Raw genomic sequence first — 12,271 nt, 5'->3', positions numbered from 1 at the left:
CTACTTCCAGGGCGCCGGGTAGCCGGGCATGCCCTCGCAGCCGCACATGGCGTAGTGCAGCGGCGGCATGTCCTGCTTGATGAAGTCCTTGAGGGTGTCCTGGGTGACCTTCGGCTGCGGCAGCACCCATTCCTTCGGCACCTGCTTGCCGCCGAGGACGCGCAGGGCGGCGATGACCGGCGTGCGCCACTGGTAGGTCGGGTAGGTCGGGGCGACCGCGGTCATCTTCTCGTCGGCCCACATCCGCAGGAAGTCCTGCTGGTCCTCCCCCACGAACGGCGGGATCGCCGCGCCGGCGTCCTGGAACGCCTCCACGGCCGCGACCGCGGTGGCGCCCGCGTCCATCCAGACGCCGTCGATCTTGCCTTCGCGCTGGATGTACTCGTTCACGATGCTCTTGGTCTTGGCCGCGTCGCCGTTGGTGAACTCGACGCCCACGACCTTCACCTGGCTGCCGGAGAAGATCTCGTTGGCCGCCGCCCAGCGCTGTTCCAGGACGTCGACGCCGGGCAGGATGCGCAACGCGAGGACCTTGCCGCCCGGCTGCACCTTCTCCTTGAGGAACTCCGCGCCGTCCGCGCCGAACGCGAACCCGCCGATCGGGTGGATGAACGTCACGGGGCAACCGGTCTTGACGCCGCGGTCGAAGACGATCACGGGCACGCCGGTCGCGCAGGCGGCCTCGACAGCCGGGGTGAGCGTGGCGGTCGTGTTCGGCGAGACGATCAGCGCGTGACATCCCTGGGAGGCCAGCGACTGGATGTCGCTGATCTGCTTGTCGTCCTTGGCCTCCGCGTCCAGCACGGTGAACTTGGTGATCTCCGGGTGCAGCTTCACCTCCTCCTTCATGGTCTTGAACCCGACCTGCCGCCACGGGTTGTCCACCGAGGCGTTGGAGAAGCAGAGGTGGTAGCCGCCGCCGGGCTTGGCGTACTTGGCCGTGTCGACCAGTTGCGGTTCGAGCATCTGCTCCCAGGGCTTGGCGGTACCGTCCTGGGAGTCCAGCCCGGTCGCCTTCGCGGTGCGGAACCGCAGCTGGCGCTCGAACTCGGCCGGGTCGAAGAACTCCGACTTCGCCTTGGCGGACTCGGACGTGCCGCCGGGACCAGGGGTGGCGGGAAGGTCGCTGGCACACCCGGCCACCGCGAACGCGCCCACCAGGGCCACGACGGACCATCTGCTGTTCATGTGCTGCTCCTCGGCTTCGTCGACGGGGTTCAGGCGGGTTGTTCAGGCGGTGTCCGGAACGGGCCGGTGCGGCCGCAGCACCCGCCACAGCCCGGCCCCGTGGGCGGCGTAGGCCACCGCCGCGATGATGATCACGCCCTGCACGGCGGACTCGAGCGCGCCCGAGACGCCCAGCAGGTTCAACAGGGAGAAGAGCGCTTCGAGCGACAGCGCGCCCGCGGCCGCGGCGACCACGGAACCGCGGCCACCGCCGAGCAGGACACCGCCGAGCACCACGGCGGTGATGGCACGGAACTCCAGGCCCTCACCGACCTGCGCCGACACGCCCGCGAACCCGGCGAGCAGGATCGCGGCGACCGACGCGAGCAGCCCCGACAGCACGAACGCGAGCAGGCGCAGCCGATCCACCCGGCCGCCCGCGAGCCGGACCACGTTCTCGTTGTCCCCCACGGCAAGCAGCGTGCGTCCGGTTCCGCTGCGCATGAACCACACCGCCGCGGCGACCACGACCAGCAGCACTATCACCGACCACGGCAGCTGGCCGAGGACCGGAACGTCAACACTGCCCCGGCCGATGAGGCGGAACGACGGGGACAGGGCGCCGCGCGGTGCTCCGCCTGACCACAGGAACACCGCACCGTCGAGCACCAGCAGCATCCCCAGGGTCACGATGAACGACGGCACCAGCAGTTTCGTCGTGATCAGCCCGTTGACCAGCCCGACGAGGATTCCGCAGCCCAACAGCAGCGCGATCACCCACCCGGTGTTCGCGTCATCACCGTTGACCAGCCGGGCGGCGACGACCACCTCGGCGGTGACCAGCGAGCCGACGGAGAGGTCGAAGCCACCGGACACGATCACGAAGTACTGGCCGACGGCCAGCACCACGAGTGGCGCCGCACGTTTGAGCAGCGCGAGGTAGCCGCCGGGCTCAGCGTACGCGGGACCGGCGAACGCCAGTCCCACCAACAGGATCAGCAGCACGACCAGTACGGGCCCGGTGCCGTCCGCCAGGCGTGGCCGCGCTCTCATGTCGATCTCCTGGCAGCCCTGCGCCGGGCGTACAGCGCCACCGCAACGATGAGCACGACGCCGCGCACGACGTCCTTGAAGAAGGAGTCCAGCCCGAGGTCGTCGAAGATCGTGTCCAATGTGGACAGGATCAGCACGCCGCCGATGGTGCCGGCCACACCGCCGCGACCGCCCGCGAGGGCCGTGCCGCCGAGCACGACGGCGGCGATCGACTCCAGGTCGTACCCGGCGTCGGTACCGACGTACGGGGCGCCCGAACCCAGCCGACCGGCCAGGAACACCCCGGCGAGCCCGGCCATGACCGCGCACAGCACGTGCGCGGTGACGATCGTCCGTCCGGTGCGCACGCCGGACAGCCGGGCCACGTCGACGTCCCCGCCGACTGCGTACATGTGGTAGCCCGTGCGGGTGCGCCGCAGGTACCACCACGCCGCCGCCGCGAGCAGCAACATCAGCAGCGCCGCCACCGGAACCGGTCCGATCCGGTCGTAGCCGATGTGCTGGAACGCGCGCGGCACACTGCCCGCCGGCCCTGTGTAGTTGTGCTCCAGGTAGCCGCGCAGCACCAGCGCGACGCCCAGCGTGGCGATGAACGCGTTGGCCTTCAGCACGGTGATCACCAGTCCGTTGACCAGCCCCACCACCGCCGCGACCACCAGCGCCGCCAGCACACCGGGCACGATCATCGCCGGGCTGCCCGCCATCGTCTCGGCGGCCACCAGCGAGCACAGGCCGACCAGGTAGGCCACCGACAGGTCGAGGGAACCGGTGACGATCACCAGGGTCTGCCCGATCGCGACCAGTCCGAGCACCGTGCCGCGCGTCAGGATGTTGAGAATGCCGCCGTGATCGAGGAGCACACCTCCGTGGACGCCCACCAGCACACTGCCGACCACCAGCAGCACCGCCAGCGCGAGGTACACGACCAGGACCGGGGTGATCACGAACGTCCTCGTCCGCGGCGGCACGTCGCTGCGCCCGCGGGCCCGCTCGCGCACGGCGCTCACGCCACCGCCCCCGGCTGGTGCCCGGTGGCCAGTCCCATCACGGCTTCCTCGTCGGCACCGCCGGGCAGAACACCTGCCAGCGCGCCCTCGTGCATGACGAGGATCCGGTCGCTCATGCCGATCAGCTCCGGCAACTCCGACGAGATCATGAGGATCGCCATGCCGTCGTCCGCCAGGTCGCGCAGCAACCGGTACAGGGTCTGTTTCGCGCCGACGTCGACGCCGCGGGTCGGCTCGTCCACGATCAGCACGCGTGGCCGCACGGCGAGCCACTTTCCCAGCACCACTTTCTGCTGGTTGCCACCGGAGAGGTAGCGCACTTCCTGATGCGGCCCGCGCGCGACGACACCGACCGCGCCGAGCAGCCGTGTCAGATCCGCGGCCTGACGAGCCGCCGCACCGCGGCACGCCGCGCGACGGACCAGCAAGGTGTTGTCCCGCACCGACTGCCGCAGCGCCAGTCCTTCGCCCTTGCGATCCTCGGTGACGTACCCGATGCCCTTGCGGACGGCCGTCCGCGGACCGGTGACGCGAGTCGGCACGCCATCGAGTTCCACGGTGCCGGTCGTGAACGGCTCGACGCCCCAGATCGCCCGCGCGATCGCGGAACGACCGGAGCCCTGCAACCCGGCGAGGCCCACGATCTCCCCGGCCCGCACGTCGAACGTCAGGTTCCGCACCCGCTCGTTTCCCGCTCCCCGCAACGCGATCCGCACCGCACCGGGGACGCTCGTACGTTCGGGATACAGCGCTTCCAGCGGACGGCCGACCATGTGCCGCACGACCTGATCGGTGTCCAGATCGGCGGTCGGCACACAGGTGACGAACGCACCGTCCTTCAACACCGTGATCCGTGAGCTGAGGTCGAACACTTCACGCATCCGGTGCGACACGTAGAGAATCGCGATCCCACGATCCCGAAGTCTGCGCACCAGGCCGTACAGCAGCTCGACCTCGTTGTCCGCCAACGCCGCGGTGGGCTCGTCCATCGCGAGGACCTTGGCGTCCGCCGACAGCGCCTTGACGATCTCCACCACCTGTTTGCGGGCCACGGACAACCGGGCCACCTCGGTGCCGGGCTCGATGCCGTCCTCTCCCAGCCAGTCGAGCAGCTGCCGGGTCTGGGTCTCCATCGCGCGCCGGTCCACCTGACCGCGCCGCACCGGTTCCCGGCCCAGGAACACGTTCTCGGCCACCGTGCGGTGCTCGAGGAGGGTGAACTCCTGGTGGATGATCGCGATCCCCGCCGCCTGCGCGTCGCGCGGCGCGGTGAACGAGACCTCCTCGTCCCGCACCACGATCCGTCCCGAGTCGGGCCGGTGGACGCCGGCCAGCACCTTCAGCAGCGTCGACTTGCCCGCACCGTTCTCCCCCACCAGCGCATGCACCTCACCCGCGTGCAGCAGGAGATCGACGCCGCGCAGCACCGGTACGCCGAAGAAGCTCTTCTCGATGCCCTCCAGCCGTACGACGGCAACGGGGTCATCCGCCCCCGATGTTCCGTGGGTCACAGCCATGAGGCGAAGGTAGGGGCCACTATTGACGACTGTCAATCATAAGTTGGCACATCACTGCCAAAGCGCACATGTCTTACGGATGAACACCACCATTACTCGGCGTTCCCTGGTTCACTGGGCGTGTGCCGGACGTACCTTGGGCTCCTGCGGCTTCTCCTGGGCAGCTGCTGCGGCTGCTGCTCGACGGAGTGCCGCGCACGCGTGCCGAACTGGTGAGCCAGACAGGCCTGACCCGCGCCGCGGTCCGAACCAGGCTCGACGCACTGCGGGACGCGGGGTTCCTCACCGACCACGGCATCAGGGTGTCCACCGGCGGCAGGCCCGCCGGCCGGCTGGCGTTCAACGCGGCCGCCCGCTCCGTCCTCGCCGCCGACGTCGGCGCCACGCACGCGACCGTCGCCGTGACCGACCTCGCCGGCGGCCCGCTGGCCATGCGCCGGCTCAGCCTGGACATCGCCGACGGGCCGGAGCCGGTGCTGGCGCGCCTGGCCGAGACCTGGAGGGAACTGGTCAGGGACGCCGGCGTGTCCGTCTCGCCGGCCGGTGTCGGCATCGGCCTGCCCGGCCCGGTCGAACACTCGTCGGGCAAGCCCAACCACCCGCCGATCATGCCCGCCTGGGACGGCTTCGACGTGCCGGCGCACGTCCGCGCCGAGTTCGGCGTGCCGGTGCTGGTGGACAACGAGGCCAACCTGATGGCACTGGGCGAGCACGCGCACTCCTTCCCCGGCACCGACCACATGATCGTCGTGAAGGTCGCGACCGGGATCGGCTCGGGTTTCATCAGCAACGGCGTCCTGCACCGCGGCGCGGTCGGCGCGGCGGGGGATCTCGGCCACATCCAGGCGCCTGGCAGCGACGACGCTCCCTGCGGCTGTGGCAACACCGGGTGCCTGGAGGCCGTCGCCAGCGGCTCCGCGATAGTGGCCCGGTTGCGAGCAAAGGGGGTGGAGGCCCACTCGAGCGCCGACGTCGTCGCCCTGGTCCGCGCGGGCAACGTCGAAGCCGGTCAGGCGATCCGGCATGCGGGCCGCACCATCGGCGAGGTGCTCGCCGCCTGTGTCAGCATGGTCAACCCCTCGCTGATCGTGGTCGGCGGCGACCTCGCCGCAGCGGGTGAGATGCTGCTGGCCGGAGTGCGGGAGGCGGTCTACTGCCGTTCACTGCCGCTGGCCACGGAGAACCTCCGCATCGTGCCGTCCCGTGCGGGCGAGGTGGCAGGCGTGCTCGGGGCGGCGGCCATGGTGGTCCACCACGTCCTGTCACCCAGCGTCGTGGACCAGCAACTGGGCTGAAGGTCCCCCTGAGGCCGCGTTCGGCGCGAGCGGGTTCAGCGGTCCCTGCTCGTGACCAGCCGGGCCAGATCGCGCAGATCCAGGGCGGCGGACGGACGCGGATCCGCTCGGTCCAGGCAGTCGAACGCCAGCCGCACGCGGCGGTCCGCCTCGGCCTCCGCCCACGCCCGGCCACCCGCCTCCGCGACGAGCTCCGCGATGCACGGCACGGTCTCGTCCTCACCGCGGTCCTCGAGGTAGATCCGTCCGAGCCGGCGCCCCGCCGACGTGTCCGAGGCGAGTGCCGCCACGACCGGCAGGGTTCTTCTGCGGGCCCTGATGTCGGAGTGGGCCGGTTTGCCGGTCCGCGCCGGGTCGCCCCAGATGCCGAGGATGTCGTCGACCAGCTGGAAGGCGACGCCGAGGTGCACCCCGAACCACCGGTAGTGGTCAGCGGCGGCAGGGTCGGCTCCGGCCGCGAGAGCACCAAGGCGGCAGGCTGCCCCCAGCAGGGCACCGGTCTTCCTCGCCGCGGTGGCGAGGCACTGCTCGACGTCGACCGACGTCGCGGTCTCGGCCGCCACGTCGGCCGACTGCCCTTCGCACAGGTCGACGAGCACGTCGGCGAGTACACCCGTCAGGGACGGCGGCACCCGGCGCAGCGCGAGTCCCACCAGGACGTCCCCGGCGAGGATCGCCGCCGTGGTCCCGAACGCCGCCCACGCCGAGGGACGGTGCCGCCGCGTTTCGTCGCCGTCCATGACGTCGTCGTGCAGGAGCGAGAAGTCGTGGATCAGCTCCACCGCCGTCGCGGCCGCGATCACGTCCGGCGGCACAGGCCCGTCGGCGAGCGCGCGGGCACAGGCGAGGGTGAGAGCGGGCCGCAGCGCCTTGCCGCCCGACGGTGCGGGTCTGCCGTCCGCGTCCCACCACCCGATGTGGTAGCCGGCGACGCGACGCAGCGCCGGACCGAGTTCGTCGATCGTGGCGCGGTGCACGGGCTCGATCACTGTGCGCGCGTCGACCAGGAGGCGGACGGCATCGGTCGCCGGCCGAACGCCATGACCAGCCATCACCGTCCCTCCGGCGCGCCGTCGGGTGCGATCACGCCGGCGTCGCCGCCTGTGGAGAGCTGGACGTGCACGTGCCCCCTCCCCGCCTCGATGTTGATCACGTCGAGCTGGACCGCGGCCACCGACCACGTGCGCAGTGCCAGCGTGCGCTGCTCACCCGCCAGCGCCACGAGAGTGCTCCTGACCGGCTCGGCCACACCGAGTGCCGTCTCGAACCCCCTGACCGCCGCGGCGAGCTGTTGCACGGCCGTGCGCAGGCCAGCGCGCGCCACGTTGATCCCGTTGCCCGCGGACGGCGACTGCTCGTACGACTTCTCCGCTGCGGCAACGACGTCCCGCCACCCGGTCACCGCGTCGGACGTGAGCGGCGACTTCGGTGCCGACCCGTCGACGGGAGCCGCCTGCGCCATGGCCGCGAGCACCGGAGCCAGGCTGTCTCTGGTGCCCTTGGCCTGGTCGGTCAACGGGCCGAGCTGCGCGGCGTCGCGTGCGGCGTCCTCTCGCTCCAGTTCCGCGATCCGCCGCTGGGTCGCGTCCGGCCCGTTCCCCGAGGTGATCAGGAACGCGACCGCCAGCCCGAGCAGGAAGGCGGTGAGGAAACCGGCCCACATCCGTCCTTTCGCCCTGGGCGGCGGGGTGGCCCAGGCTGCGGCCTTGGTCGCGCGCGACCGAACGGTCCTGCTCATCGTTCCTCCTCGACGGGGAAACCGGTCAGCGGCCGGAAAAGGCCGCTGACCGGCTCCTGGGCTACCGGAAGGTCCACCTCTGGTTGGTCCCGCCGTGGCAGGTCCAGATGATGAGCTGGGTGCCGTCCGCCGAACTGGCGCCGTTCGCGTCCAGGCACTTCGTGCCGTTGCGGATCGAGCCGTCGGACTGCGCGGTCCAGTTCTGCCCGGACGAGCCGTTGCACGACCACAACCGGACGATCGCGCCGTCGGCCTGGCTGTTGCCGGTGACGTCGAGGCACTTGTCCAGCGACCGCAGCGTGGTGCCGTTCTGCGTCCACTTCTGGTTGGCGCCGCCGTTGCAGGTCCACAGCTGCACCTTCGCGCCGTCGGTCGAGCTGGCACCGTTGACGTCGACGCACTTGCCGCTCGCGCCGACGATCTCCTTCGCGGTGCCACCACCGGGCCCGCCGGCGCCCGGTCCGACGTAGGTGATCGAGTCGAGGTCGAAACTGGCCGACGACGACGTCTTGAACACCGCGAACAGCTCGACGGTGCCGGACGGCGCGGTCACGTTCACCGCGGGCGTGCTGGCGTAGGTGTTTGAGCCACCCGTGCTGGTGACCGGCGACGACGCGATGAGCTGGCCCGTCGGCGAACCGGCGCGCAGTTCGATCGTGCCCCCGCCACCGGAAGGCGCGGACACCCGGAACGACACCTGGTTGATCCCGGTGAAGTTGACCGGTTTGAACGAGATCCAGTCGTTGTTGCCGATGTCGCCGACCTTGGCGCCCGACTCGGCGCCCGCCTGCGACACGATGGTCACGCCGGACGAGCCGTTGAAGAACTCGGCCTGCTTCTGCTTGGGCTGCAGCACGACCTGCGCGCTGCCGGTCAGAGGCGGCACTCCGTTCGCGCCCTTGTCCGTGTACTCGGCAGAGCCGATCACGTGCACGTTGAGCCCTTGGTGCCCGGAGTCGATGCCCGTCTGAAGCGCCCCCGAGCAGCCGGTCGTGGGCGAGCCGATCGGGTGCTTGTGCGAGTCGTGGCCCATGTTCGACTGGACGTTCACCCTGCCGCAGTCGATCGTGCCGTCCTCCTGATCGGTCACGGACAACGTGTACGGGATGGGGTCACCGAAGTTGATCATGCCGCCGTCGACGGGACCGGTGAACCGCACGACCGGCTCGGTGTTGCCCACGCTGATGGTCACGTTCGCGGTACCGATCTTGCCGGCCGAGTTGGTGACGGTGAGCTGGGCGGTGAACTTCCCGCTCGTGGTGTAGGTGTGCGTGGGGTTCGGCTCCGTGGACGTGGCGCCGTCGCCGAAGGTCCACCGGTAGGTCAGCGGAAGACCACCGGGGTCGTTGGAACCTGCGCTGGAGAAGCGCACCGTCAGCGGCGACGGACCGGTCAGCGGAGTGCCGGACGCCTGCGCCACCGGAAGCCGTTCACCGGTGGTCGTGTAGTCGATGCGCCACAATCCGGCGCCGGGCAACGGTTTGTTGTCGTCCCAGCCCGTGCCCCAGGTCAGCAGGTACATCGATCCGTCGGGGCCGAACTTCGCGTCCATCGGGGAGGCGAACGACATGTTCGACAGGAAGTTGTTGACCTTCAGCAGGTTCCCGGAGGAGTCCATCCGGAACTCCCACATGCGGTTGCGGGACCACTCTCCGAAGAACGGCGTCTGGTCGAAGTAGGCGGGGAACTTCGTCGTCGACGGGTTGCTCGCGTTGTACTGGTAGGCGGGGAACGCCATCGGCGCCTCGCCGCCGCTGCTCGGCCCCATCTCCGGGAAGGCGTTGCCGTTCGCACCGTTGCCGTACCAGAGGTCCGCTCCCCGCGCCGCGGGCAGCGTCGTCAGACCGGTGTTGTTGGGCGAGTTGTTGACCGGCGACGCGCAGTTGAACTTCGGTCCGGACGTGTTGCTGGCGAAGTTCCAGTCGTTGTAGGCGATGTTGTTCGCCACGCAGTACGGCCAGCCGTAGTTGCCCGGCGACTTGATCACGTTCCACTCCACGAGTCCCGCCGGACCGCGGTTCGGGTTGTCGCTGCCCGCATCCGGGCCGTAGTCGGCCGCGTAGATCACGCCGGTGGTCGGGTGCACGCTGAACCGGAACGCGTTGCGGAAGCCCATCGCGTAGATCTCCGGCCGCGTCCTGGCGGTGCCGGGCGCGAACAGGTTGCCCGCGGGCACGGTGTAGGTGCCGTCGGGCTCCGGGTGGATGCGCAGGATCTTGCCGCGCAGGTCGTTGGTGTTGGCCGCGGTGCCCTGCGCGTCGTACAGCGCGCGGCCGGGGCGTTCGTCGATCGGCGCGTAGCCGCCGGAGTTGCCGTTGGGGTTGATGTCGTCGCCGACGCTGATGTAGAGGTTGCCGTTCGGCCCGAAGTTCAGCTGGCCGCCGGTGTGCCCCGGCTCTTCACGCCGTGACGCGGGCAGGGTCAGCAGGACCTTCTCGCTGGCCATGTCCAATCTGTCGCCGTTCATGGTGAAGCGCGAAATCCTGGCGATCTCCTGGGTCCCCGCCGGGGAGTAGTTCAGGTAGACCCATTTGTTGGTCGCGAACGCCGGGTCGAGCGCCATGCCGACCAGGCCGTCCTCCGAGTTCTGTCCCTGGCCGTAGACGCTGAGCGTGCCCGCGACGACCGTCGTCCTGGTGTCCGGCTTGTAGATCTTCAGGTTGCCGTTGTACTCGTTGAAGAACACCCGGCCGTCGGGGGCGACGTCGACCGTGCTCGGCGCGATGACGGAGTTGTCGAGCTGCACCTTCTGGAAGCTGCTCCACACCGTCGGACCGCAGTCCGCGCCCACGATGCCGCCCGCCGACTCCACACCGCCGGTGATGTGCTGGCGGAACAGGGGTTCGGAGTAGCTCGAGGCCTGGTGGCCCATGCCGGTCGCCCACACCCGGCCGCCCTCGAAGTTGCGGCACCACGAGATCGGGTGGTCGAAGCCCATCTTGGACGGACCCGCGTCGTAGGTCGACTCGTCCGCGGTGACCAGCACGTGCACGTCGCCGCGCGCGGAGCGGTTGAAGTTGTACCACTCCTCGGTCCGCGTCCACCGGTCCGGAAGACCCGCCCCGGACGGGTGCTTGCGGTCTGCGACCTTGGCGGTGCCGGACACGATCGACGAGTGCTGGGTCATGGTCATGCCGAGCATCTGGTCCCACCACGGGAACTGCTGCTCGATGTTCATGTCGGTGGCGTTGTGGATCGCCACCACACCGCCGCCCCTGCGCACGTAGTTCTGCATCGCGGTGCGCTGCGCGGCGGTGTCCCACACCATGCCCGACGTCTGCAGCATCACGATCACGTTGAACGTGGCGAGCGTGGCGTCGTTGAAGACCGACGCGTCCTCGGTCTTGGTCATCTCCCAGCCGCGCTGGGCGGCCAGCTGCTCCATCATCGTGATGCCCGCCGGGATGGAGTCGTGCCGGTAGGCGCCGGAAGCGGTCTTGGTGAACAGCAGGACGTGCAGGCCATGAGCCTGTGCCGGGGTGGTCGGCGTGACTAGCCCCATCACCACCAGAGCACCGGCCAACACCGACAGTAATCGCTTGAGTCTGCGTTGCATTGCCACTCCTCCGGGGTGGTGACGCGGTCGGCTAACGTGTGAGAGCGGCGGCGGCAGCGCGCAGGAAGGCCAGGCCTTCGACGGCGAGGGCGTCCGGTGAGTCGGCCAGCGGCCGCCAGATCGAGGCAGCGGTCGCGATCGCGGCGTTGTCCGGCGTGAACGACTCGATGCACAACGGACCGCGGTAGCCGGCATCGCCCAAGGCGCCCAGCAACGCGGGCCAGTCCTGGTGATCGCGACCCGGCGTACCGCGGTCGTTGGCGCACACCTGAACGTGCGCGATGCGCGCGCCGGCGGCGAGAATCGCCTTCACCGGCGCCGCTTCCTCGATGTTGAGGTGGTAGGTGTCGAGCGCCAGCCCACACCCCTCGGCGGGGAGCCCGTCCAGCGCCTCGAGCGCCTGGTCCACGGTGTTCAGCAGGCTCGTCTCGTACCGGTTCAGCGGCTCCACGGCGATGCGGACACCGCGCTGCGCCGCGTACTCGACGACGGGGTGGAGGTTCGCGCGCAGCTCGCGGTACACCTGCGGCCGGTCGTCGATGCGCCAGGTGCGGCCGACCGAGCTGTAGGCGGGGCCCGCCGCGACCGGGCTGCCGACGATCGCCGCGACGTCCACGACCCGCCGCAGGTAGTCCTGGGTCTCCGCGACCGTGTCTGCCGCGACCAGCTCACGGCCCGACGGCATGACGAGACAGACGGTGGCCCGGAGCTTCAACTCGGCCAGCAGGTCGGCGGCGCGGCGCGGGTCCCAGTCACCCGGCTGCTCCACAGGCAGTTCGATGACGTCGAACCCCCACTCGCGAACCTTCGGCGCGAGCGCGGCCAATCCGTCATCGGTGAGCGGTGACGTCCAAACCCATGTGTTGACGCCGATGTCCCACATGCAGGTGAACGTAAACCCGACCATATGGCAAGGTCAATGCAAAAGTCCGGTAGAA

At 70.0% G+C, this 12,271-nt stretch carries 9 protein-coding genes; 1 reads left to right on the top strand and 8 read right to left on the bottom strand.

What is annotated here, in order from left to right; all coding sequences use genetic code 11:
• The 4 genes from C8D87_RS18625 to C8D87_RS18610 are packed head-to-tail and all read right to left on the bottom strand — an operon-like array spanning position 1 to position 4,744.
• On the bottom strand, positions 1 to 1,188 hold the full coding sequence (locus C8D87_RS18625; protein ID WP_112227629.1) for a substrate-binding domain-containing protein: 1,188 nt from the start codon (positions 1,186 to 1,188) through the stop codon (positions 1 to 3).
• Between the two features lie 42 nt (positions 1,189 to 1,230).
• A complete protein-coding gene (locus tag C8D87_RS18620; RefSeq protein WP_112227628.1) occupies positions 1,231 to 2,220 on the bottom strand; it encodes an ABC transporter permease in 990 nt (329 codons plus the stop codon).
• Positions 2,217 to 3,188 (bottom strand): ABC transporter permease, encoded by a 972-nt coding sequence (locus tag C8D87_RS18615; RefSeq protein WP_233442191.1) that lies wholly within the window; start codon positions 3,186 to 3,188, stop codon positions 2,217 to 2,219. Before C8D87_RS18615 ends, C8D87_RS18620 begins: the two co-directional genes overlap by 4 nt.
• A gap of 35 nt (positions 3,189 to 3,223) precedes the next feature.
• Positions 3,224 to 4,744: a sugar ABC transporter ATP-binding protein gene (locus C8D87_RS18610; protein WP_112227627.1), complete on the bottom strand. Its 1,521-nt coding sequence runs from the start codon at positions 4,742 to 4,744 to the stop codon at positions 3,224 to 3,226.
• A 122-nt stretch (positions 4,745 to 4,866) separates the two neighbouring features.
• Here C8D87_RS18610 and C8D87_RS18605 point away from each other — a divergent pair, with 122 nt between their 5' ends.
• Positions 4,867 to 6,039 (top strand): ROK family transcriptional regulator, encoded by a 1,173-nt coding sequence (locus C8D87_RS18605; RefSeq protein WP_112227626.1) that lies wholly within the window; start codon positions 4,867 to 4,869, stop codon positions 6,037 to 6,039.
• A gap of 35 nt (positions 6,040 to 6,074) precedes the next feature.
• Here the strand turns inward: C8D87_RS18605 and C8D87_RS18600 are convergent, their stop codons facing one another.
• From C8D87_RS18600 to C8D87_RS18585, 4 genes are all read right to left on the bottom strand, one after another.
• On the bottom strand, positions 6,075 to 7,091 hold the full coding sequence (locus C8D87_RS18600; protein WP_112227625.1) for a polyprenyl synthetase family protein: 1,017 nt from the start codon (positions 7,089 to 7,091) through the stop codon (positions 6,075 to 6,077).
• Entirely contained in the window at positions 7,091 to 7,777 is a 687-nt protein-coding gene (locus tag C8D87_RS18595; RefSeq protein WP_146771764.1) for a hypothetical protein, read from the bottom strand. The genes C8D87_RS18600 and C8D87_RS18595 overlap by 1 nt, the downstream gene beginning before the upstream one ends.
• Positions 7,778 to 7,838: 61 nt before the next feature.
• Positions 7,839 to 11,333 (bottom strand): ThuA domain-containing protein, encoded by a 3,495-nt coding sequence (locus C8D87_RS18590; protein WP_112227623.1) that lies wholly within the window; start codon positions 11,331 to 11,333, stop codon positions 7,839 to 7,841.
• A gap of 31 nt (positions 11,334 to 11,364) precedes the next feature.
• The gene (locus tag C8D87_RS18585) at positions 11,365 to 12,216 is read right to left on the bottom strand and encodes a sugar phosphate isomerase/epimerase family protein (protein WP_112227745.1); all 852 of its coding nucleotides are present in this window, start codon (positions 12,214 to 12,216) and stop codon (positions 11,365 to 11,367) included.
• Positions 12,217 to 12,271 lie beyond the last annotated feature (55 nt).

Origin of the sequence: Lentzea atacamensis (assembly GCF_003269295.1) — a bacterium.
Classification (GTDB): domain Bacteria; phylum Actinomycetota; class Actinomycetes; order Mycobacteriales; family Pseudonocardiaceae; genus Lentzea; species Lentzea atacamensis.
The sequence above is the reverse complement of the archived record's forward strand: the minus strand, read 5'-3'. Positions and strand labels throughout refer to the sequence as shown.

Excerpts from the sequence above, each read along its gene's own strand:
- C8D87_RS18585 (WP_112227745.1), bottom strand. The coding sequence starts at position 12,216 with ATGTGGGACATCGGCGTCAACACATGGGTTTGGACGTCACCGCTCACC.
- C8D87_RS18590 (WP_112227623.1), bottom strand. The coding sequence starts at position 11,333 with ATGCAACGCAGACTCAAGCGATTACTGTCGGTGTTGGCCGGTGCTCTG.
- C8D87_RS18595 (WP_146771764.1), bottom strand. The coding sequence starts at position 7,777 with ATGAGCAGGACCGTTCGGTCGCGCGCGACCAAGGCCGCAGCCTGGGCC.
- C8D87_RS18600 (WP_112227625.1), bottom strand. The coding sequence starts at position 7,091 with ATGGCTGGTCATGGCGTTCGGCCGGCGACCGATGCCGTCCGCCTCCTG.
- C8D87_RS18610 (WP_112227627.1), bottom strand. The coding sequence starts at position 4,744 with ATGGCTGTGACCCACGGAACATCGGGGGCGGATGACCCCGTTGCCGTC.
- C8D87_RS18620 (WP_112227628.1), bottom strand. The coding sequence starts at position 2,220 with ATGAGAGCGCGGCCACGCCTGGCGGACGGCACCGGGCCCGTACTGGTC.
- C8D87_RS18625 (WP_112227629.1), bottom strand. The coding sequence starts at position 1,188 with ATGAACAGCAGATGGTCCGTCGTGGCCCTGGTGGGCGCGTTCGCGGTG.